At 65.7% G+C, this 21,861-nt stretch carries 22 protein-coding genes and 1 tRNA gene; 17 read left to right on the top strand and 6 right to left on the bottom strand.

Annotation, left to right across the window (positions count from 1 at the left end; all coding sequences use genetic code 11):
• The first annotated feature begins 203 nt into the window (after positions 1 to 203).
• Genes WHH00_RS17165 through WHH00_RS17140 form a run of 6 tightly spaced genes read left to right on the top strand, consistent with a single transcriptional unit; the run spans position 204 to position 7,020 of the window.
• Positions 204 to 1,469 (top strand): ABC transporter substrate-binding protein, encoded by a 1,266-nt coding sequence (locus WHH00_RS17165; RefSeq protein WP_406638659.1) that lies wholly within the window; start codon positions 204 to 206, stop codon positions 1,467 to 1,469.
• A 58-nt stretch (positions 1,470 to 1,527) separates the two neighbouring features.
• A complete protein-coding gene (locus WHH00_RS17160) occupies positions 1,528 to 2,544 on the top strand; it encodes a carbohydrate ABC transporter permease (protein WP_231455783.1) in 1,017 nt (338 codons plus the stop codon).
• A complete protein-coding gene (locus WHH00_RS17155) occupies positions 2,541 to 3,461 on the top strand; it encodes a carbohydrate ABC transporter permease (RefSeq protein ID WP_406634663.1) in 921 nt (306 codons plus the stop codon). The genes WHH00_RS17160 and WHH00_RS17155 overlap by 4 nt, the downstream gene beginning before the upstream one ends.
• Positions 3,461 to 4,903, top strand: coding sequence for a GH1 family beta-glucosidase (locus WHH00_RS17150; RefSeq protein ID WP_406634660.1), 1,443 nt, complete (start codon positions 3,461 to 3,463; stop codon positions 4,901 to 4,903). Before WHH00_RS17155 ends, WHH00_RS17150 begins: the two co-directional genes overlap by 1 nt.
• A 48-nt stretch (positions 4,904 to 4,951) precedes the next feature.
• Positions 4,952 to 5,968 (top strand): LacI family DNA-binding transcriptional regulator, encoded by a 1,017-nt coding sequence (locus WHH00_RS17145; protein ID WP_406634658.1) that lies wholly within the window; start codon positions 4,952 to 4,954, stop codon positions 5,966 to 5,968.
• Complete coding sequence (locus tag WHH00_RS17140) at positions 5,968 to 7,020, top strand: Gfo/Idh/MocA family protein (RefSeq protein WP_406638657.1); 1,053 nt, start codon at positions 5,968 to 5,970, stop codon at positions 7,018 to 7,020. The genes WHH00_RS17145 and WHH00_RS17140 overlap by 1 nt, the downstream gene beginning before the upstream one ends.
• Here WHH00_RS17140 and WHH00_RS17135 read toward each other — a convergent pair.
• Entirely contained in the window at positions 7,017 to 8,144 is a 1,128-nt protein-coding gene (locus WHH00_RS17135) for an FUSC family protein (protein ID WP_406634656.1), read from the bottom strand. The two genes, WHH00_RS17140 and WHH00_RS17135, sit on opposite strands and share 4 nt — an antisense overlap.
• Before the next feature lie 263 nt (positions 8,145 to 8,407).
• Between WHH00_RS17135 and pstS the strand changes: the two genes are divergently transcribed.
• From pstS to WHH00_RS17110, 5 genes are all read left to right on the top strand, one after another.
• Complete coding sequence (gene pstS, locus WHH00_RS17130) at positions 8,408 to 9,529, top strand: phosphate ABC transporter substrate-binding protein PstS (protein ID WP_406634654.1); 1,122 nt, start codon at positions 8,408 to 8,410, stop codon at positions 9,527 to 9,529.
• Between the two features lie 103 nt (positions 9,530 to 9,632).
• Complete coding sequence (gene pstC, locus WHH00_RS17125) at positions 9,633 to 10,565, top strand: phosphate ABC transporter permease subunit PstC (protein ID WP_231455793.1); 933 nt, start codon at positions 9,633 to 9,635, stop codon at positions 10,563 to 10,565.
• On the top strand, positions 10,566 to 11,678 hold the full coding sequence (gene pstA, locus WHH00_RS17120) for a phosphate ABC transporter permease PstA (RefSeq protein WP_406634652.1): 1,113 nt from the start codon (positions 10,566 to 10,568) through the stop codon (positions 11,676 to 11,678).
• A gap of 73 nt (positions 11,679 to 11,751) precedes the next feature.
• The gene (gene pstB / locus WHH00_RS17115; RefSeq protein WP_066273199.1) at positions 11,752 to 12,531 is read left to right on the top strand and encodes a phosphate ABC transporter ATP-binding protein PstB; all 780 of its coding nucleotides are present in this window, start codon (positions 11,752 to 11,754) and stop codon (positions 12,529 to 12,531) included.
• Positions 12,532 to 12,647: 116 nt separating this feature from the next.
• Positions 12,648 to 13,067, top strand: coding sequence for a hypothetical protein (locus WHH00_RS17110; protein ID WP_406634650.1), 420 nt, complete (start codon positions 12,648 to 12,650; stop codon positions 13,065 to 13,067).
• A gap of 43 nt (positions 13,068 to 13,110) precedes the next feature.
• Here the strand turns inward: WHH00_RS17110 and WHH00_RS17105 are convergent, their stop codons facing one another.
• The 4 genes from WHH00_RS17105 to WHH00_RS17090 all read right to left on the bottom strand — a co-directional run bounded on the left by WHH00_RS17105 (position 13,111) and on the right by WHH00_RS17090 (position 16,432).
• Positions 13,111 to 13,518, bottom strand: coding sequence for a hypothetical protein (locus WHH00_RS17105; protein ID WP_406634648.1), 408 nt, complete (start codon positions 13,516 to 13,518; stop codon positions 13,111 to 13,113).
• 339 nt (positions 13,519 to 13,857) lie between these two features.
• Positions 13,858 to 14,871: an anion permease gene (locus WHH00_RS17100; protein ID WP_406634646.1), complete on the bottom strand. Its 1,014-nt coding sequence runs from the start codon at positions 14,869 to 14,871 to the stop codon at positions 13,858 to 13,860.
• A gap of 1 nt (position 14,872) precedes the next feature.
• Positions 14,873 to 15,490, bottom strand: coding sequence for a DUF47 domain-containing protein (locus WHH00_RS17095; RefSeq protein WP_231455803.1), 618 nt, complete (start codon positions 15,488 to 15,490; stop codon positions 14,873 to 14,875).
• A 282-nt stretch (positions 15,491 to 15,772) separates the two neighbouring features.
• Entirely contained in the window at positions 15,773 to 16,432 is a 660-nt protein-coding gene (locus WHH00_RS17090; protein WP_406634644.1) for a hypothetical protein, read from the bottom strand.
• 189 nt (positions 16,433 to 16,621) lie between these two features.
• Here WHH00_RS17090 and WHH00_RS17085 point away from each other — a divergent pair.
• From WHH00_RS17085 to WHH00_RS17060, 6 genes are all read left to right on the top strand, one after another.
• A tRNA-Lys gene (locus WHH00_RS17085) sits at positions 16,622 to 16,694 on the top strand.
• Between the two features lie 217 nt (positions 16,695 to 16,911).
• Positions 16,912 to 17,973: a LacI family DNA-binding transcriptional regulator gene (locus WHH00_RS17080; RefSeq protein WP_406634642.1), complete on the top strand. Its 1,062-nt coding sequence runs from the start codon at positions 16,912 to 16,914 to the stop codon at positions 17,971 to 17,973.
• Positions 17,974 to 18,127: 154 nt separating this feature from the next.
• Entirely contained in the window at positions 18,128 to 18,961 is an 834-nt protein-coding gene (locus WHH00_RS17075) for a DUF4397 domain-containing protein (protein WP_406634640.1), read from the top strand.
• A 97-nt stretch (positions 18,962 to 19,058) separates the two neighbouring features.
• A complete protein-coding gene (locus WHH00_RS17070; protein ID WP_406634638.1) occupies positions 19,059 to 19,802 on the top strand; it encodes a class F sortase in 744 nt (247 codons plus the stop codon).
• A 50-nt stretch (positions 19,803 to 19,852) separates the two neighbouring features.
• Positions 19,853 to 20,431: an RNA polymerase sigma factor gene (locus tag WHH00_RS17065; RefSeq protein WP_406634636.1), complete on the top strand. Its 579-nt coding sequence runs from the start codon at positions 19,853 to 19,855 to the stop codon at positions 20,429 to 20,431.
• Positions 20,418 to 21,317, top strand: a complete 900-nt coding sequence (locus tag WHH00_RS17060; RefSeq protein ID WP_406634634.1) for an anti-sigma factor — start codon at positions 20,418 to 20,420, stop codon at positions 21,315 to 21,317. The genes WHH00_RS17065 and WHH00_RS17060 overlap by 14 nt, the downstream gene beginning before the upstream one ends.
• Here WHH00_RS17060 and WHH00_RS17055 read toward each other — a convergent pair.
• Positions 21,279 to 21,815, bottom strand: coding sequence for a hypothetical protein (locus WHH00_RS17055; RefSeq protein ID WP_406634632.1), 537 nt, complete (start codon positions 21,813 to 21,815; stop codon positions 21,279 to 21,281). The two genes, WHH00_RS17060 and WHH00_RS17055, sit on opposite strands and share 39 nt — an antisense overlap.
• Positions 21,816 to 21,861 lie beyond the last annotated feature (46 nt).

Raw genomic sequence — 21,861 nt, 5'->3', positions numbered from 1 at the left:
CACTGACAATCACCGCCCGGTGGTCATCGCGGGCTAACTGCACGCTTGAGAGAGCGCTCTCTTGACAGTGATCCGCGCCACGCTTACAGTTGAGGAACTTCCCAGAGAGCGCTCTCTCAGCGCCGGTAGTTCCCCCCCACAAAGGAGTGACGTTGAAATTTTTACCTCGATACACCGCGTCCGTAATCGCGGGCGTGGCGGCCATGGCCATGCTGGCCACGGGCTGCAGCAGCAGTACAGGACAGGCAGCAAGCGCAGACAACCCCGTGGAGCTCACGGTCACCACCTTCGGCACGTTTGGCTACAACGACCTCTACGGTGAGTATGAGGAAGCCAACCCGGGCGTGAAGATCAAAGCCACCAACATCGACCGTGGGTCCAATGCCCGCACCGACGCCTTCACCAAGCTCGCCGCCGGTTCCGGCCTGAGCGACGTCGTGGCCATCGAGGAAGGCTGGCTGGGCTCCATCATGGAGGTTTCGGACCAGTTCGTGGACCTGAACGAGCACGGTGCAGCGGATATCAAGGACAACTGGGTGGACTGGAAGTTCCAGCAGGGCACCGACCCTGACGGCCGCGTTATTGGCTACGGAACGGACATCGGCCCCCAGGGCCTGTGCTACAACGGCAAGCTTTTCGAGGCCGCCGGAATGCCCAGCGACCGGGAATCAGTCGCAAAGCTCTTCGGCGGCGAGGATGCAACCTGGGAAACCTATTTCAAGCTCGGTGAACAGTACAAGGCAGCCACCGGCAAAGCCTGGTACGACCAGTCCGGATTCGTCTGGAACTCCATGGTGAACCAGATGGAGGAGGGCTACTACACCAAGGGCGGCGAGCTGAACGTCGACGGAAACTCCGAAATGAAGGCCAGGTTCGAGATGCTTGCGGCCGGCACGGCTGCCGGTCTCTCAGCGAACCAGACCCAGTGGGACTGGGGCAACGGCAAGGCCTTTGTTGACGGCTCGTTCGCCACCTTCGTCTGCCCGGGCTGGATGCTCGGCACCATCAAGGGCCAGCTGGAATCAGCGGGCGGCGGCACGGAAAGCGGCTGGGACTTTGCCGACGTCTTCCCCGGCGGAGCCTCCAACTGGGGCGGAGCTTTCCTCTCCGTGCCCAAGACCTCACAGCACCAGGCTGAGGCCGCAAAGCTCGCAGCCTGGCTCACGGCACCGGAACAGCAGGTCAAGCAGTCAGCTGCAGCCAACAACTTCCCCAGCACGCTGAAAGCGCAGGAGAAGCTGGTGGCAGATGCCGCCCCCAATGTGGTCTTCAACGACGCCCCCAGCGGCGTCATCCTCGCCAACCGGGCCAAGGGCGTGGTGGCCCAGTTCAAGGGACCGGACGATTCGGTGATCCAGGAAAACGTCTTCGGCCCGGCGCTGAAGATGCTTGACGCCGGCACGGCTGACGCAGACAAGGCCTGGTCCGAAGCGCTGACCCTCCTCAACGACCTGGTCGTAAACAACTAGCACCACCCGCTGTGGGGCCTTCCGCAAGGGAGGCCCCCCGATGGAGGGCAAGAGCCCAATGACAACCACCCTGAACCGCCCCGCAAAACAACCAGCGGCCATCAAGCCCAAACCCACCTTCAAACAGAGGCTGAACGTCTTCGACGTCAAAGCCTCGCCCTACCTCTACATCGCACCGTTCTTCATCCTCTTCGCGCTGGTAGGGCTGTTCCCGCTGGTCTACACCTTCGTGGTCAGCCTCTTCGACTGGCACCTGCTCAAAGGCCAGGGCGACTTCGTAGGCCTGCAGAACTTCGCGGAAGTCCTGCAGGACCGCTTCTTCTGGAACTCCCTGTTCAACACCATGAGCATCTTCCTGCTCTCCGCGATCCCGCAACTGGCCGTGGCGCTGTTCCTGGCCGCCGTGCTGGACCAGAACCTCCGGGCCAAGACCTTCTGGCGGATGAGCGTCCTGCTGCCCTACATCGTCACTCCGGTGGCGGTGGCCATGATCTTCACCAACATGTTCGGCGAGCAGTACGGCCTCATCAACAATGTGTTGGGGAATTTCGGCCTGGATCCGGTGATGTGGAAGAACGAGACATTGCCCAGCCACATTGCCATCGCCACCATGGTGAACTGGCGCTGGACCGGCTATAACGCCCTCATCCTGCTGGCAGCAATGCAGGCCGTTCCCCGTGACCTGTACGAGTCGGCGGCCCTGGACGGTGCCGGAGCGCTGCGCAGGTTCTTCAGCATCACCCTGCCGAGCATCCGTCCCACCATGGTGTTCGTGGTGATCACCTCCACCATCGGCGGCCTGCAGATCTTCACCGAACCCCGCCTCTTTGATCCCGCCAGCGCCGGCGGCTCCCAGCGGCAGTTCCAGACCACCGTCCTCTACCTGTGGGAAATGGCCTTCCAGCGCCAGAACTTCGGCAAGGCGTCCACCATCGCCTGGCTGCTGTTCCTGATCATCGTGCTGTTCGGCGTGATCAACTACCTCATCTCCCGGCGCATCGCCACTGCCGATGCCGCCAAGCCCTCCCGGTCAATCCGGAGGGCCCGGGAACGTGCTGAAAGGACTACGCGATGAGCATCATCGAGGGGGCGCCCCCCGCGCCGGCCGGCACGCTGCCGGGCAGGAAGACGCCTGCCGGCCGCCCCGCCACCTTCCGCAAGCGCTTCACCGGCTCCGGCGAAAAGCCAGGGTTCCTTACCTACGGCCTGCTCCTCGCGTTCCTGGTATCGTCGGCCTACCCGCTGTGGTGGTCCGCCGTCATCGGCAGCCGCTCCAACGAGGCCCTCGGCGAAACCTGGCCGCCACTGCTTCCCGGCGGAAACTTCTGGACCAACGTGGGCGAGGTCTTTGACACCATCCCGTTCTGGCTCGCCCTCGGAAACAGTGTCCTGATTTCCTGCATTATCACCGTCTCCGTGGTGGGGTTCTCCACCCTGGCCGGCTACGCCTTCGCCAAACTGCGCTTCAAGGGCCGGAACGGGCTCATGCTCATGGTGGTGGCCACCATGGCCATCCCCACCCAGCTGGGCATCATCCCGCTCTTTATGGTGATGCGCACCCTGGGCTGGACCGGCGAAATCGGTGCCGTGGTGGTGCCCACGCTGGTGACCGCATTCGGCGTCTTCTTTATGCGCCAGTACCTGGTGGACGTCATCCCGGACGAGCTTATCGAGTCCGCCAGGATGGACGGGGCCAGCATGATCTCCACGTTCTGGCACGTTGCCATGCCTGCCGCCCGTCCCGCCATGGCCATCCTCGGACTGTTCACGTTTATGACGGCCTGGACCGATTTCCTCTGGCCGCTGCTGGTTCTCGACGCCGGCAATCCCACTTTGCAGACGGCGCTCAGCCAGCTGCAGTCAGCCCGCTACGTGGACTACTCCGTGGTCCTCGCCGGAGCGGTGCTGGCAACACTGCCGCTCCTGGTGCTCTTCGCACTGGCCGGCAAACAACTCATCTCAGGAATCATGCAAGGAGCAGTGAAGGGCTAATGCAGCACCCTACCTACAGGCGGCAATGGCCCGAGGGCTTTATATGGGGGTCGGCGACGGCGGCGGCACAGATAGAAGGAGCCGGCCACGAAGGCGGCAAGGAAGATTCCATCTGGGACCGCTTCGCGAGAATCCCCGGAGCCATTGCCCGTGGCGAGAATCTTGAGCAGGCAGTGGACCACTACCACCGGATGCCCCAGGATGTCCGGCTGATGAAAGAGCTGGGGCTGGACTCGTACCGCTTTTCCACCAGCTGGGCGAGGGTGCGCCCCGGGGACAGGGAGGTGAACCGCGAAGGGCTGGACTTCTACTCCCGGCTGGTGGATGAGCTTCTTGACGCAGGGATCCTGCCGTGGCTCACCCTCTACCACTGGGACCTGCCGCAGGCCCTCGAGGAAAAGGGCGGCTGGGCCAACCGGGACACCGCGTACAGGTTCGTGGAGTACGCGAACGATGTCTACTCGGCACTGGGGGACAGGGTCCAGCACTGGACCACCTTCAACGAGCCCTTCTGTTCCTCCCTCTTGGGGTACGGCTCCGGAGTGCATGCCCCCGGCCGGCAGGAGCCTGCGGCAGCCATCGCCGCCGTCCACCACCAGCACCTGGCCCATGGGCTGGCAGTACATGCCCTGCGTGGGCGCGGTGCCCGGCATCTGGGCATCACCCTTAACCTGAGCAATTCCATCCCGCGGGACAGCCAGGACCCCGTAGACCTTGACGCCGCCCGCCGCTTTGACTCGCTGCAGAACCGGATCTTCCTCGATCCCATCCTGCGCGGAGCCTACCCGGAAGACACCCTGCGTGACCTCGCCCCCTTCGGCCTGCAGGAGCTGATTCTCCCGGGCGACCTGGATTCCATCAGCGCGCCGCTGGAGTTCCTCGGTGTGAACCATTACCACGATGACCTCATCAGCGGCCACGCGGACGATGCCGGCAGCGACGGCCACTCCGGCGGCGCGGAACGTGCCTCTGCCTCACCATGGATCGGTTCGGAGGACATCGCGTTTCCCAGCCGCGGCCTTCCGCGGACTGCGATGGGGTGGGAAGTGAACCCGGAGGGGCTCCGGAAACTCCTGGTCCGGCTGGGGGAGGAGTATCCCTCGCTGCCGCCGCTGTACATCACCGAAAACGGAGCGGCGTACGAGGACACTGTCAGCCCCGACGGCGCCGTGCACGACGCCGAACGCACCCGGTTCATCCTGGACCATGTGGCGGCAGTGGGTGAAGCAATCGACCAGGGCGCCGACGTCCGCGGGTATTTTGTCTGGTCCCTGCTGGACAACTTCGAGTGGTCCTGGGGCTACGGAAAGCGCTTCGGTATTGTCCGCGTGGACTACGGCACGCTGGAACGCACCGTCAAGGACAGCGGCAAGGCCTATGCCGGGCTGATCGCCGCGGCACGGCAGAGCGCGTCCCAACTTCCCGCGTTCCTGCCCGCCTAAACTGAAATTCCCGGCACCTGTGCCAGCCAGACCACGGAGCGAAGAAAAGTGAAGCAAGACACCAGCGGAAACCGGCCAACGCCCACCTTGGAAATGGTGGCGGCGCTGGCCGGCGTCTCCCGCGCCACAGTGTCGCGCGTGGTTAATGATGTGCCAAGCGTTGACGAGGACATTGCAGCCAAAGTGCGGCAGGCCATCCTGGCCGTCAACTACACGCCCAACCGGGCCGCCAGGTCCCTGGCCAGCAGGCGCCCCAACTCGGTGACGCTCATCGTGCCGGAGTCCATGTCCAAGGTCTTCGCGGACCCGTTCTTCGCCTCCGTGGTACAGGGCGTGGCCCTGTACCTGGCGGACACGGACTACACGCTGAACATGGTCATTGCTTCCGAGGCGAAGCCGGAGAAGACCCGGGCCTTCCTTCTCGGCGGGAATGTGGCGGGGGCGCTGGTGGTGTCCCACCACGCAGGGGACCGGTCCTGGACCCACCTGAGCGATTACATCCCCATGGTGTTTGCCGGCAGGCCGCTGGGCGAAAGCGCCAGCTACTACGTGGACGTGGACAACGAAGCTGCTGCTGCCGGGGCCACAAGGCTGCTCATCAGCAACGGACGGACCAACATCGCCACCATTGCAGGGCCCCAGGACATGCCGCCCGGCATTGACCGCATCAGCGGCTGGCGGCTGGCCATGGCCGAGGCGGGCCTGGATGACTCCCTGGTTGAGTACGGGGATTTCACCCTGGCTTCAGGGGCGAAGGCGATGCGCCGCCTGCTCGGCAGCGGGAAGCCGATCGACGGCCTGTTCGTGGCCAATGACCAGATGGCTGCCGGCGCCTACACCGTGCTGCAGGAACGGGGGCTCCGCATACCCCAGGATGTGGCCGTGGTTGGCTTCGATGACGACTCGTTCGCCACCTCGGTCAACCCCCAGCTGACCACCGTGCACCACCCGATCATTGAGATGGGCAAGAAGATGGCCGAAATCCTGGTGGACCTCATCGAGGGGAAGGACACCGCACGCGTCACGCAGATTCCTACCTCACTGGTGATCCGGGAGTCCGCGTGATGGCCGGCACCGGCTCCGGCGGCCGCGCAGCAGATGGGCAAACCCTCCGGTGGGGCATTGTGGCGACGGGACGGATTGCGCACCGGGTCACCCGTGACCTGGCCCGCCTGGAAGGAGCTGAGCTCTATGCCGTCAGTTCGCGCAGTGAAGGCTCAGCGCGGGCATTCGCTGAAGAACACGGCTTTGCTGCCAGCTACCATGACAATCCCTCCGGCTCCGGATACCAGCAGCTTTTTGAAGATCCCCGGGTGGACGTGGTGTACGTTGCCACGCCCCACGCCCAGCATTTTGAGGTTGTCCGTGCGGCCCTTGAAGCCGGAAAGCACGTCCTGTGCGAGAAGCCCTTCACGATCAACGCCAGCGAAGCGCGGGAGCTGGTGCAGCTGGCAGGGGAGCGCAGCCTGTTCCTGATGGAGGCCGTCTGGACGCGGTTCCTCCCGGCAACCCGCCGGGCCCTCGAGATTATCCGCAGCGGCGGGATTGGAACGGTGCGCTGGGTCCAGGCCGACCTGGGTTTTCCGGCTGCCTATGATCCCGCGGACAGGCTGTGGGACCCTGCGGCCGGCGGAGGAGCCCTCCTGGACCTCGCCGTGTATCCGTTGACCTGGGCGGTGGCGGCACTCGGCTTCCCCGCAGGGCTCAGGGCACAAGGACACCTGAACCAGGACGGCGTGGACGTCCAGAACACCCTTGCGCTTGAGTACCCGGAAGGGGCGGCCGCCCAGCTCACCTCCTCGCTCCAGTCCGCCGGTCCCGGGACGGCAACCATCAGCGGAACAGCAGGCTGGATACGGACCGGTTCCCCGCTGTACAACCCGCGAAAGCTGGAAATCTGCGGCCAGGACGGAACCATCCGGGTGGAGGAATTTCACGAGGAAGCCGAGGGCTTCATCCACGAACTGCGCGAAACAGCCCGCTGCATCCGGGCTGGCCTGCAGGAGAGCCCACTGATGCCCTGGGCTGAAACCGTGCAGATGATGGGGCTGCTGGACCAGGCCCGGGAGCAGCTGGGGCTGCACTACGCGAACGACGCGCGGGCGGTCACCACTTAAAGGGCAGGCAGCACGTCACGGGCTTCGCGGGCATCCATCCCGGTGGCCTCCAGCAGGTCCACCATCAGCGGCCGGTACAGCATCACCACCGTTTCACCTTCAAGCCGCTGCACCTCCAGCAGCTTGGGGTGCAGGCGCAGGGCAATCTCGCTGAGATCCTGCCGGGCGGTGCGCAGGTGGGCGCGCCGGGCGCCGTCGTGCGTTTCCGCCAGGCCCAGCGAAAGCTCATCAATGGCGGCAGCGGTCTCCTGCAGCACCTCAGCGATGTTTTCGGTGGCCTCGTCCGACAACGCCGCGTGGTTGATGGCGCTCGTCAGCCTGCGTGCAAAAACGCGGCTGTTCCGCAGGGCCAGGTCGATGAAGTCGAGCGACTGTTTGAGCCGGTCCAGCTCATCCCGGTGCCGGCGGTAGGCCGGCGCCAGGGTGGCCACCTCGCCGGAAGCGCGCAGGGACTGGCGCATCCCGTCCACCAGCGGCTGGCAGTTCCTGCCCCGGATGAGGGCGTGCCACGCCTGGGTGGAATCGCTGTTGACCAGCGCTTCGGCGCACTCGCGCAAAACCTCGGCGAGCTCGTGCAGCAGCTTCTGCACGTCCTTGCGGGGTTCACGGCGGGGGTCCTTGGGGGCCAGGATGGTCACCAGCAGGGCGAACAGTCCGCCCACCACGGCATCAATGCTCCTGGTAAACGGACCGCCCGACGGCGCGGGCAGCAGCACCACCAGCAGCGACTGCAGGGCAAGCTGGGTGGTGAAGATGTTCCCGCTGTCCAGGAACCTTGCGAGCAGGATGGAAAACAAAAGGACGACGGCGGCCTGCCAGATTCCGGCGCCCAGCCAGTGCAGGAGGAGGTCGCCTACCGCAATGCCGATGGTGCAGCCCAGGCCCACCTCCAGCACCCGCCGCAGCCGCGGTTCACGGGAGAAGCCAAGCGCGATCAGCGATGAGGTAGCCGCGAAAAGCGGACCGGAGTGGCCCAGCACGTATTCAGCGAAAGCGTAGGCACCCACGGCACAGACCGTCATTTGGATGGCCGGGATGAGGGAATTCCGGCTCCGGATCATGCCGGTGCGGAAGCGGCCGCGCAGGAAGCGCCTGCCTGCTGAGAGTCCTGCTGCGGGGGCCATGCGGTCCAGTCTATTGCCGGCCCGCACATTTCTTTGGGCGGCTCTTTGGTGCCGGTGCACTACGGCCGGACATGTGATCTGCGCAATGGTGACCGGGCATTTGTCAGCGAATATCCCGCCGTCGTTAATCCTCCGTTCACTTTGGTCCGCCCGTCCCGTTACCTGCGGGGCCTAACTTCGTTGAAGGTACAAAACCTACGCATCGCGAAGCAGGGTTCTCCGTCCCTGTCCGCAACTGAAAAACCCTGGAAGGGGTACATCTAGTGAAGGCACTCCGCTTCGGCCGCCACGCGGCTATCGCTGTTATCGCAGCCGGCGCTCTGGCGCTTACCTCCTGCGGTTCAGACAACGCCACGGGTACCGCCCCCGAAGGCAACCAGGCTTCCTCCGGCCCCAAGGTCACCGGCACCCTGACCGGCATCGGTTCCTCAGCCCAGGGCGCTGCCATGGACGCGTGGAAGACCGAATTCGCTGCTGCCAACCAGGGCGCCACCGTGCAGTACTCGCCGGACGGCTCCGGCGCGGGCCGCAAGGCTCTGCTGGATGGTTCCGCCCAGTTCGGCGGCTCCGACGCCTACCTGAAGGACGAGGAATACACCCAGTCCCAGGAAGTCTGCGGCCCTGACGGCGCCCTGAACATCCCGGTCTACATCTCTCCGATCGCGATCGCCTTCAACCTTCCCGGCATCACCGAGCTGAAGCTGGATGCTGCCACCGTGGCAAAGATCTTCCGTGGCGAAATTGCCACCTGGAACGATCCCGCCATTGCTGCCCTGAACGAAGGCGTGGACCTCCCGGACCTCAAGGTCACTCCCGTGAACCGCTCCGATGATTCCGGCACCACCACCAACTTCACCGACTACCTTGCTGCCGCTGCACCCGAGGTCTGGACGGACAAGGCCTCCGGCGTGTGGCCGGGATCGCTCCAGGGTGAAAACGCCAAGGGCACCTCCGGCGTGGTCAAGACCGTCACCGACACCCCCGGCGCCATCACCTACGCGGATGACTCGGCCGTCAGCGGCAAGCTCGGAGTTGCCCAGATCAAGGTGGGCGAAACCTTCACCGAGATCTCCGCTGAAGCCGCAGCCAAGGCTGTGGACGCGGGCACCCCGGTTGAAGGCCGCTCTGCCAACGACCTCTCCATCAAGCTGGACCGCAAGACCAGCATCGAGGGCGCCTACCCGATCGTCCTGGTTTCCTTCCACGTCGTTTGCTCAACCTACGACTCCCAGGAGACCGTGGACCTGGTCAAGGCTTTCGAGAACTACGTAGTCTCCGAGGAAGGCCAGCAGGCCGCGGCCGATTCGGCCAAGTCCGCACCGCTCTCCTCCGACCTGGCCGCCAAGGCTGAAAAGGCCATCGAGTCCATCAAGGTCAAGTCCTAACCACGCTCTGATTCCGGGTTCCCCGCCTGCCGAAAGGCAGTGCGGGGAACTTGGCTTTCAAAGCCACCCGCTCCCAATGCCCAAACGATCGAAGGGCCGTCGAATGACCGCCACCTCCCTGACCAGTACCCAGGGCGCCGGCCGCGCCGGGGACAAAATCTTCTCAGGTGCCGCCCTGGCTGCCGGCTGCCTCATTCTCGCCGTCCTCTTCGGCGTCGCGCTCTTCCTGGTGGTCCAGGCCATCCCCGCGCTCACCGCCCCGGCCTCAGAAATCCAGGGCGGAGAAGGCTTCTTCGCCTACATCTGGCCCATCGTGATCGGTACGCTGATCGCCGCGGTCATCGCACTGGTGATCGCCACCCCCATCGCCATCGGCGTGGCCCTGTTCATCTCCCACTTTGCCCCCCGCCGGCTGGCCGCCGGACTCGGCTACCTGGTGGACCTGCTCGCCGCCATCCCGTCCGTGGTCTACGGCGCCTGGGGTGCGGCCTTCCTTGCAAAGGAAATCTCGCCGGCCTACAACTGGCTCGCCGCTAACATGGGCTGGCTGCCCATCTTCCAGGGGCCAGCCTCTGCCACGGGCAAGACCATCCTCACCGCGGGCATCGTGCTCTCCGTGATGGTGCTTCCCATCATCACCTCGCTGTCCCGGGAAATCTTCCTGCAGACCCCCAAACTGCACGAGGAAGCGGCCCTGGCACTGGGTGCCACCCGCTGGGAAATGATCAAGATGTCCGTCCTGCCCTTCGCGCGCCCAGGCATCATCAGCGCCGTCATGCTGGGCTTGGGCCGCGCCCTGGGCGAAACCATGGCCGTGGCGCTGGTGCTCTCCTCCGGCGCCCTCACCGCCAGCCTGATCCAGTCCGGCAACCAGACCATCGCCGCGGAAATCGCCCTGAACTTCCCGGAGGCCAGCGGGCTCAAGGTCAGCACCCTGATCGCTGCCGGCCTGGTCCTGTTCGTCATCACCCTGGCCGTGAACATGATCGCCCGCTGGATCATCACCCGGCACAAAGAATTCTCGGGAGCCAACTAAATGACCTCCACGCTTACGCCCGTTCGCAGCAAGCGCTCGGCACTCACCAAGGGCCAACTGCCCAAGTACGCCCCCTACGTGGTCCTGGCCGCAGCGCTGATCGCCGGCGCCGCCATCCTCGCGCTGGTGGGTTTCAATGCCTTTGGCTGGGGAATCGTCTCGGCGATCCTCTTCGCCGTGGGCCTGGTGTCCTGGAGCGCCGCCGTCGAAGGCTCCCGTAAAGCCAAGGACAAACTGGCCACCTGCCTGGTGGTGGGCTCCTTCCTCATTGCACTGCTCCCGCTGATTTCCGTGATCTGGACTGTCCTGGTCAACGGAATCCCCGGCCTCCTGGCACCCGGATTCATGACCACCTCCATGAACGGCGTCACCGGCGTCTTCGACAACCGAGCAGTGGAGGACGGCGCTCCGGTCATCGGCGGCATCTACCACGCGCTCCTGGGAACCATCCAGATCACCCTGCTGGCCACCATCATCTCCGTGCCGGTGGGCCTGCTGACCTCCATCTACCTGGTGGAGTACGGCAACGACGGCCGGCTGGCCCGAGCCATCACGTTCTTCGTGGACGTCATGACCGGTATCCCGTCCATCGTGGCCGGCCTCTTCGCAGCGGCCTTCTTCTTCGCCGTGGTGGGCCCGGGCACCAAAACCGGTGCCGTAGCCGCCGTCGCGCTTTCCGTGCTGATGATCCCGGTGGTTGTGCGTTCCAGCGAGGAAATGCTGAAGATCGTCCCCAACGAACTACGTGAAGCGGCGTACGCGCTGGGCGTGCGTAAGTGGCGCACCATCCTCAAGGTGGTTATTCCGACGGCGATCTCCGGCATCGCGTCCGGCGTCACCCTGGCAATCGCCCGGGTCATCGGCGAAACAGCGCCCATCCTGGTCACCGCAGGGTTCGCCACCAGCATCAACTCCAACGTGTTCGGCGGCTGGATGGCCTCGCTGCCCACCTTCATCTACACCCAGATCCTGAACCCCACCTCGCCGGCGAACCCCGACCCGTCGTCGCAGCGCGCCTGGGGTGCCGCCCTGGTGCTGATCATTCTGGTGATGGTCCTGAACCTCGCCGCACGGCTGATTGCCAGGATCTTCGCCCCCAAGACCGGCCGCTGACGGCCATTTCCCCTTCCGGTCCGGCGGGCCGGATGCCAGACTTCAATTCATACCCAGTTAGTGAAGGAACACCATGTCTAAGCGCATCGACGTCAAGGACCTGAATGTCTACTACGGCGATTTCCTTGCCGTGGAGGATGTAACCATCAACATCGAGGCCAAATCCGTTACGGCATTCATCGGCCCCTCGGGCTGCGGCAAGTCCACTTTCCTGCGGACGCTGAACCGTATGCACGAGGTCCTCCCGGGGGCCCGCGTGGAAGGTGAAGTGCTGCTGGACGGGGACAACCTTTACGGCCCCGGCGTCGACCCCGTGACCGTGCGCTCGCAGATCGGCATGGTGTTCCAGCGGCCCAACCCGTTCCCCACCATGTCCATCCGCGACAACGTGCTGGCCGGCGTGAAGCTGAACAACAAGAAGATCTCCAAGGGCGAGGCCGACGTCCTGGTGGAACGCTCCCTGAAGGGAGCCAACCTGTGGAACGAGGTCAAGGACCGCCTGGAAAAGCCGGGTTCCGGCCTCTCCGGCGGACAGCAGCAGCGGCTCTGCATTGCACGGGCCATCGCCGTGGAGCCGCAGGTGATCCTCATGGACGAGCCGTGTTCCGCGCTGGACCCCATCTCCACGCTGGCCATTGAGGACCTTATCAATGAGCTCAAGGACCAGTACACCGTGGTGATCGTTACCCACAACATGCAGCAGGCAGCCCGTGTCTCGGACCGCACCGCGTTCTTCAACATCGCCGGCACCGGCAAGCCGGGCAAGCTGATCGAGGTGGGGGATACCCAGACGATCTTCAGCAACCCCGTCCAGAAGGCCACTGAGGATTATGTCTCCGGCCGCTTCGGATAGGCATTGCTGGCCCTCAGGACCAAGTCCAAGGACACTGCTAGCCATAACTGAATGCATTTAGTACGCTGAACTAGATACTTTGGAAACTAGTAAATAGCATGCTTAGGAGTTTTCCCTTGACGCAGATGGCGACCGGCCGCAGAGGCCACCAGCTTAAAGTTTCCAAGCGCGGGGCGGACACGGCTGCCCAGCAGAACGATCCCCTCGCTAATGCGTACATTTCCGGGCCCGCCGTCGCAGCCCCGTTTTCCTTCGCGGACGCCGGGATGGATGCTGCACCGGTGGCAGCGGGCATGGCCGGGACGGAGGCTCCGGCCGGGGAGGACTACGTTTCCGCGGTGTGGCGCACCAGCTCGTACCTGGAAACCGTGCAGTGGGAGCTTGATGTTGCCCACGAGTCGCTGGTGCAGGCCATCAGGCAGGCGGCGGGTCACGGGGTGGACCAGGCTGTGCTGCTCCAGGCTGCGAACATGACGCCGGACGAGCTGGCAACCGCCCTGGTGGACACCCCGCCTGCATTTCCCGCAGCTATCTAGGCCATCCGCCGGAACCGGGTAGTCCGGTTGCGGCAGGCTGCTGCTACTCCGGGATTTCCAGCTGGAAACCGCACCGGCACTGCAGGACCCGGGTAGGCAGGCAGACCGCGTTGAGGCTGCCGCCGTTGTTGCTGCTCCGGTAGCACAGCCGTTCAATTTCCAGCCCGGCCTCTTCCATGGGGAAGCCGCAATGGATGTAGTCATCACCGAACATGATGACCTTGGCCATCCAGCGGACCTGGTGGAGTGCCGCGGCAACATCCCCTGCATAGGCGAGGTGTTCGTTGAACAACCCGCAGTCGTTGCAGGTGTAGGAGACAGTCACCAGGTCTCCATTGGCTGCGCCCATCGCCCTGATGGCATGGATGGTCAGCTGGTGCTCCGTACCGCAGGTTTCGCAGCGCAGCTGGCGTGGCTGGGGCGGGGAGTGCCGGGGATTCGAAGTAGACATGATGCCTGCTCTTTTCCGCAATGTGCATCCTGGCCGCCGGTATGCTGCAGCGGCTCGTCCGCGGCCGTGCACCCGGCGGCGGATGTTGGTCCCCTGCTGCTGTGGGTTCTGCTGCTTGGTGGGTTCTACTGCTGGGTGGCTTTACTGCTGTGCAGCGTCGAATTTCCTGGGGCCCACTGTCGAATTTACGTGACGGGACTCCTGCTGTACAGAGAAGTGCAGGCAACGTAGCGAACCCGTAACCGTACCCCCGGCCGCCTCATCCTTGCTGCGGGCAGCATGCTTTCGAGCTTCCGGGTCCCTAGCCCCGGTCCGGCCCGGTTCGGTGCGTGCCGGAAACTAGCCGGCGAGCGGGGTCATGGCCAAGGCCAGCACGAACGCCAGCGCCGCCGTGGCGAGCGGAGTCAGGAGCCACAGCGCCACAATCCGGATCACCAGCTTCCGGTTCGTCACGGAAAAATGCTGGTTCTCGCCGGCGCCCAGGACCGCTGAGGTCACCGTGTGCGTAGTGGACAGCGGCCAGTGCAGCCCGATGGCGCCCACAAAGAGCATCACCGCGCTGAAGATCTGCGCCACTGAACCCCGCAGGGGATCAATGCGGGTGATCTTGTACGCGATGGTGTGCGAGATCCGCCAGCCGCCAAACATGGTCCCGGCGGCCATCATGACGGCGGACAGCAGCACCACCCAGAGGGGTATGGTGCCGCGATCGGCATATCCTGCTGCCAGCAGTGCCAGCAGCAGCACGGCGCCCACCCGCTGCCCATCCTGCAGGCCATGACCAAAAGCCACGGCCCCGGCGGCGATGGCCTGGCTCCGGCGGAAGCGGTGGTTGACCACGTTGGGCTGCGTGTAGCGTGCCGCCCACGTGGCCGGATACACCAGCATGAAGGCACCGCTGTAGGCAACGAGCGGGGACAGCACCAGCGGCAGCACCACCTGGAACAGGAGGGACTGGTCCACGCCGCCGACGCCGGGGCCGCCTACCGCCAGGCTGGCCAGTCCCGCACCGGCCAGGCCGCCCACCAGGGCGTGCGTGGAGGAAGCCGGGATGCCCCGCCACCACAGCAGGATTCCCCAGGCGCAGGCGCTTGCCAGGCCGGCCACAAGGATGCTCAGGCCCCCGTTGCCGGGCGGAAGGCTGATCCAGGCCTGGCTGACAGCCACGGCCAGGCCGGCGCTCAGCAGGGCACCCACAAAGTTGAAAAAGGCCGCCAGAAGCACCGCCACGCTGGGCGTGAGTGCCCGGGTGCGCACCGCAAGTGCCACGGACGTGGAGGCATCACGGAAGCCGTTGAGGAACGTAAACGCCGCGACCAGCAGGACCACGAATCCGAAGATGACCGGCGTCACCTCAGGATTCCTTGACGATGATGCTGCCCACCTGGGTGGCGATCCGCCGCATGTCCTTGGTGACTTCCACCAACTGGTTGGCGATGTCCCGGTTGCGGGAGTACTGGGCCCACTTCATGTCCGCGATCATGTCCGCCACCCACACCCGGTGCGTCCGCTCGGCACGCTGGGCAAGGCGGAGGATTTCGATCCAGTAGTCCTCGAGGTCGTCCAGGTTGTTGAGCCGGCGCATGGCATCCACTGTCAGTTCGGCCTGCCGGCTGATGATCTCCAGCTGATCAGCCGCGCGTTTGGGCAGCCGCTCCAGCTTGTACAGGGCCACCAGCTCCGCGGCCGCGTCCATCTTTTCCATGGCCTCGTTGAGGTAGCGGGAGAGCGCGTACATGTCCTCGCGGGGGAGAGGGTTCACAAAACTGGTGCGCATGTGCGTCAGCAGGGCGAAGTGCAGTTCAGCGGACTTTGCCTCGTGGTTGTGCATGTCCTCCACGAGCTTGCCGTGCTCAGCGGCGGGGACGCCCAGTATTTCGGCCAGGGTGGCGCTGGCCAGCACGATCTGCTGGGCCAGCTGCGAAAGGAGGTCCAGCCCGGCGGGCTCCTGGGGAAAAAGGCGCAGCTTCACGTGTTTACCGGTCTCCGGGAAAAGTAAGGGCGGGGGGTTGCTGCCGTGTGACTTGACCCCGGCGGGCAACTGAGCCCCACTCTACCGGCCCTTGGCTGGGCACCTGAAAAGCGGGCATGAAAATGGTGCCGAACCGGATACGCCTCTCGGCGGTAGGCCGCTCTAGGCGGCTAATTGTTGAAGCCCGGGGGTTTCGCGGCTCGGCACCGGTTTCAGTTTTCTACTTTGGCTGGCGCAAGTCAATCTTGACAGATGGGGTAAGGGCGGGGCAGCCGGACTGAGTCAGTCGAGTTCCCCCAGCCGCCACGCATTCGCGGCGTGCTCAAGGTCCTCCGCGGTCTTGACCAGCTGGTGCGAGTTCCGGGTGAGCTTGCTGGCATGCGCCTCGTTGCCATGCTCTGCGCCGTCGGCTATGGTGGCCTGGCCGAGCGCCACCACCCGGCAAAAGGCTGCGGAACGTTCCAGCGCAACGTCGAACTCGCCGTCAAACGCTCCGGAAAGGATGGCATCCGCCATGGACCGCATTTCATCGGCACCGGGCGGCTCAGCCGCGCCGGCCACCACGTTGGACACCTGGGCGGTGTCCTTGCCGGCCCGGAAGTAGACCGAGATGCGCTCCGGGTCCTGGACCGTGGCCGCGCGCAGGGCGTACAGCCGCCACAGGGCGCCGGGCAGTGAACGCGCGGGACTCTCCGCCCACATCTCAGCGATGGCTTCCAGCCCCTGCTCGTCGGCGAGCTTCACCAGGCGTTCGGTGACCACGGGATCATCGCTGTCACGGCCGTGGCGCACCAGTGCCTGGGCAGCAAGGTGGGCGGCCTCCGAGATGCGCGCGGGGTCCGCGCCCCCGGCAAAGGGCTCGAAGTCAATGGGAGCGAAGGGCTTTGGCTTATGGTGCCGGTTCGCGCCGCCGTACTGGCTGGATGCTGCTTGCTCACTCATGCCCCCACGCTACTCCTGTGCCGAGGCGGAAATCGAGCATCCGTTCTCCCCGCGCGGCCCGGGCTTCCGCAGCCCGTGCCGGTCCCGGGAAGCCCGTGCGAAGCGGCCGGAACCATGGGTTAGAGTATTAACGTCCAGAAATGGACTGGGCCGGGTGGCCCGCACATACGCTGCGAACCCATCCGGCGGGGGCCTTTAGCTCAGTTGGTAGAGCATCGGACTTTTAATCCGTGGGTCGTGGGTTCGAGCCCCACAGGGCCCACTCTTTTAGCGAAGAGTGGTACGTCCCCGGCATCCTGGCAACAGGGCGCCGGGGACGTTTTCTTTCCCGGGCTGTGCGGACTGAAGGCCCGGCGGTCCTAAGCTTGTTGGCGAAACCGGACCTTGAAGGCGCGGATCCGCGAACAAGGCCAGGATCCCCGGCGGATCGGCTGACCAGGCAATCCGGCGGGCAGCGCCGCAGCGGGCAGAATGGGCACATGGCAAAAAGCAACAAGGGGCGCATGCCGCGCCTGGAGGATGTGGCTGACCGGGCCGGTGTCTCCCACCAGACCGTCTCCCGGGTAATCAACAACCACCCCAACGTCAGCAAAGCCACCCGCACCAAGGTTGAGGCGGCCATCGCCGAACTGGGATACCGGCGCAACACCGCAGCCCGGAGCCTGGTGACCCGTCGCTCACAGACCATCGGTGTCCTGGCCAGCGAACTGTCACAGTACGGCCCCGCCAACACCCTCCTGGGCGTTGAGCAGGCGGCCCGGAACGCCGGCTACTTTGTCAGCATCGCCGCGCTGCGCGAGGTCAGCCGGGATGCCATTGCCGATGCCGCCAGCCACTTCATGGACCAGGCCGTGGACGGGATCGCAGTGCTGGTGCCCCACTCGGACACCCTCCTTGCCCTGGATGAAATGCGGCTGCCCGTGCCTGTGGTGACCGTGGGGTCCCTTGGCAACAGCAACGTGAGCGGCGCAATGGTGGACCAGCGCCGCGGCGCCCAGCTCGCCGTCGAACACCTTATTGGGGAGGGCCACCGCAGGATCGGACACCTGGCAGGTCCCCAGGACTGGATCGACGGTTCGGAACGCGCCGAGGGCTGGCGCGAGGCCCTTCTGGGGGCCGGGCTTACGGACGATCTCCTGCTGCAGGGCGACTGGAGCGCCGGCAGCGGCTATGCCGCCGGACGGAAGCTCGCAGCCGACCGCAGCGCCACGGCGATCTTCGTGGGGAACGACCAAATGGCCCTGGGCATGCTGCGCGCGTTCGCCGAGGCGGGGGTCAGGGTGCCCGACGACGTCTCCGTGGTGGGCTTCGACGATCAGCCGGAATCGGGGTACTTCACCCCGCCGCTCACCACCGTGCGGCAGGACTTCGAGGAACTGGGCCGGCGCTGCATGGACATCATGCTCAAGGAGATCGAAGCCGGCGCCGCCGTCAGCTCCATTGTGGTTACGCCGGAACTGGTCCTCCGCGCCAGCACCGCCCCGCCGGGAGGCCAAGCACCACCGGTAGGCAAAGCATCGCCGGTGGACGCCGCGCCGTAGCCCCGGCGTCGCCGCATCCGGGCCGGCCCGGATGCCGGCGCCAAAAATATCTTTAAGAATTTTCCATGCATGTGCATCCAACTCCGATGCTGCGCCGGTAGTAGAGGTGTAAGCAAAAAATGCCCGCGAGGCGGGCCGATCAATGGAGATAGACATGCGCAACAGGATTTTCACAGCAGGCGCCGGTGCAGCGGCAATCGCAGCAGCCATCGCTCTCGCCGGCCCGGCCCAGGCAGCGGAGGGGGACGCCCAGCTGTCCGTCCTCCATGGCGTCCCGGGCCTGACCGTGGATGTCTGGGTCAACGGTGACCGGACCCTCGATGATTTCACCCCCGGCAGCCTGGCCGGCCCGCTGGCCCTGCCGGCAGGCGCCTACGAACTCGCCATCACTGCCTCGGACGCCGCCGACGCTTCCGCAGCGGTCATCGGCCCCGTCAGCGTCACGCTGGCCGCCAACGGCAACTACACCGCCGTCGCCAACCTGGATGCGGCCGGCAATCCTACCGCCAACCTCTTCACCAATGACGTTTCCCAGATCGAGGCCGGCAAGGGCAAACTGACAGTCCGGCACACCGCAGCCGCTCCCGCGGTGGACGTCCTGGCCGGCGGATCACCGGTCATTACCAACCTTGCCAACCCGAACGAGCAGACGCTGACGCTGGACCCCGGAACCGTCCCGGCAGCTGTTGCGGCCACCGGAACCACCGCCCCAGTCATTGGCCCGGCCGACGTCACCATCGCCGAAGGCACCCACACCATCGTGTACGCCTGGGGCAGCCTCGCTGATGCGAACCTGCAGCTGGCCGTGCAGACCATTGAGGGCCTGCACTCCGCTCCGGGTTCGGTACCGGGTGCCCTTGACGGCTCCACCGTTGCCGCTCCGGCAGACTCCACCGCCCTCATGGTCGGATTCGGCGCCGCAGCCCTGGCACTGCTCCTCGGCGGCGTGGGCGTAGCCCGCACTGTCGCCGCCCGCCGGGCAGAGTAGTTCAACCGGCAGCCGCCCGGCACTTGCCGGGCGGCTGCCGGTTTTCCATCACTGATGCAGGTTCCTTCCGGGCCTGCCGAGAGAAAGGCCGGGCACGATGAAAGCCGGACACAAGGAAACAGGTACGACGACGGCAGGGGAGTCCCGCCGTCGGTCCCCCGTTTTCCCGGGTGCAGGAGTCCTGCTCGCCGGGGCCCTGGTGCTTTCCTCCTGCGCGGCCGCCCCGTCCCAGCCGGTTACACCCCCGCCTGCCAACCAGGCAGCGGCGGCGCAGCCCGTAAACCCTCCGCAGCCCGCCCCGGCACAGCCCGAAAGCCCCGCCCCGGCGGCGCCCGCCGGCCCGGCGGCAATCCCAAACATTCCCGTGCGCCCGGCGGCCCCGGCGGCCGTGAGCGCGGCGCCGGCACCTGTCTCCCTCAGTGTTGCCGGCACCCCCATCAACATGCCGGTGGTGCCGGTGGGCGTATCCGGAGGCGGTGCGATGGAAATCCCTGACGCGTTCGACCTTGCCGGCTGGTACCGCTTCGGGCCTGCACCGGGCGCCGCCGCCGGCACGGCCGTGATCGCCGGGCATATCGATACGAAGTCTGACAACGCCCCGTTTTCCGCCTTGAAGTCCGTAGCCGCCGGAACGTTGGTGCAGGTGGGCCGTGAGGGCGCTCCCGCCTTGAACTACCGCGTGGTGAGCGTTGAGCTGATGGCCAAGGACCGGTTCGACGGAAGCTCGGTGTTCCGGCGGTCCGGGCCCCACGAACTTAAAGTCATCACGTGCGGCGGCAAGTGGCTGGACGAACGAATGGACTACAGCGACAATGTGATTGTCACCGCGGTCCTGGAGTGAGCGGTGATCCTGCCATGATTGTCGCTACCGACGCTGCGAAGGAGCCCCGTTTGGTACCTCCCGACCAGGCTCCGCCGGGGTGGGAAGACGGCCTGACACCGTCCTTCCTTGCAGGAGATGAACGTGCCCTGGCAGCCGCCTACCGGGAGTTTGCCCCGCTGGTCCACACCCTGGCGCTGCGTTCCCTGCCGGACCGTTCGGCGGCCGACGACGTCACGCAGGAGGTCTTCATCCGCGTGTGGCGCTCCCGGAGCACCTTCAATCCGCAGGTGGCCAGGCTGCCGGCGTGGATTGTGGGCATCACCCGGAACGTCATCTCGGATACCTTGTCCGCCTCGGCCCGGGAAGTCCGGAAAGCCGTGGCCGTGGCCGGAGCCGGCCTGGCAGAGGACGCAGGCACCGGCCATGAAGACGCCGAGCTCCTGGCTGACAGGCTCCTCCTGGACGGGGAGCTGGACCGGCTCGGCGAGCCCCAAGGTTCCATCATGAAGCTTGCCTTCTACGATGACCTGACGCACGAACAGATTTCGAGAAAACTTGGCCTGCCCCTTGGTACGGTCAAGAGCCACATCCGCCGCAGCTTGTCCCACCTAAGAAACAGATTGGAGGTAAACCATGCCGCATCCTGATCCGGAAGAGTTAAGCCTCCTTGCGCTGTACGACGACTGGGAGGACAGCAATACCAGGGACCACCTGCGGGTTTGCCCTGGATGCGCGGCGGATTTCGCGGCACTGCGCCGCACCGTAGAGGCCGTCAAGACACAGCCCGAAACCAGCCGCCTTGAAGTGCCGGGCCCCGGGGTCTGGGCCGGAATCCACCAGGAGCTGGGTCTCTCCGAGTCCGTGCACGATGACCCCCTGGCTGGCATCAGGGAACACTACGGCACTGTCCGGCCGGGATGGGCGCCGGGGGAAGCCGCTGCGGGTGAAGCCGCAGGGGATGCCAGAAGCGGCGGGCAGGACGCCGGCCAGGATGTGCGGCAGGCAGATGAACACCGTGCAGAACGTGAAGTGCCGGAACGTGAAGTGCCGGCCGAGCCGGTGTCACTGCAGGAGAGGGCCGCCTCCCGTGCTGCCTCGCGCCGGTCCCCGGCATGGTGGCAGCGTCCGGGACCGTGGATGGCTGCTGCCGCGGCCGCGGTCCTGGTGACCGCCGGAGCGGTGTGGTCCCTCAACCAGGCGCCTCGGCCGCTGGCGGAGGCCGACCTGGCTCCGCTGCCCAAATATTCCGCCGCCGGGTCAGCAAGGGTTGTAGAAACCGCAGACGGGTCCCGGGCACTGGAGGTCCAGCTCAGCAAGGATGAAGCGCAGGGCTACCAGGAGGTTTGGCTGATCGCGCCCGATCTCTCGCGCCTGGTCAGCCTGGGCGTCATGAACTCCGACTCCGGAACTTTCCAGTTGCCGGCCGGCCTGGAGATCTCGGAGTACCCGATTGTGGATGTCTCCGACGAGCCCGTTGACGGCAACCCCGCCCACTCAAGCGTCAGCATTGCCAGGGGCACGCTCGCCACCTGACCTGGCCCGCCGCCGCACCACGGAAACCAGCCTGGTCCATTGCGTGACTGCGGCTGCGGCTGTCAGGGCCGCGGCTGCGTGAAGGTGCAGCATCAGGTGCAGGGAGTGCGTGGCGCCGGTTTCGTCCGGGGCGGGCACGTCGGCAGCGGGCACACCCGGACCTTCCGGGATGGACGCGACGCCGTGGTGGCCCGGCAGGGTGAAGCCGCTGGCCGTTGAGAAGGCGGCGAAGGCCAGGTGCAGCAGCTGCTGTGCCACTCCGGCTGCCACGAGGACGGCCCACCCGGGCAGGCGGTGCCGCCCGGCCATTGCGGCGACCATGCCCAGCAGGGCGGCCAAAGCGACAACGATGGGCACCCCGGGCGCCTGTCCTCCGGCGGCCAGGTGGGCGGCCAGTCCCAAGACGGTTGACACCGGCCCGGCGGCCCACGCGGGGGATGGCTTCCAGGCTGAACGGCTGGGTATCTCCGCTTCCGGAACAGCGCGCACGCCTTCCATGGTTCCCCTCCCAGTCCTGTCGCTTACAGTCTTCCTGCCCTTACCC

The organism is Pseudarthrobacter quantipunctorum, from assembly GCF_045291495.1.
Taxonomy (GTDB): Bacteria; Actinomycetota; Actinomycetes; order Actinomycetales; family Micrococcaceae; genus Arthrobacter; species Arthrobacter quantipunctorum.
The sequence above is the reverse complement of the archived record's forward strand: the minus strand, read 5'-3'. Positions and strand labels throughout refer to the sequence as shown.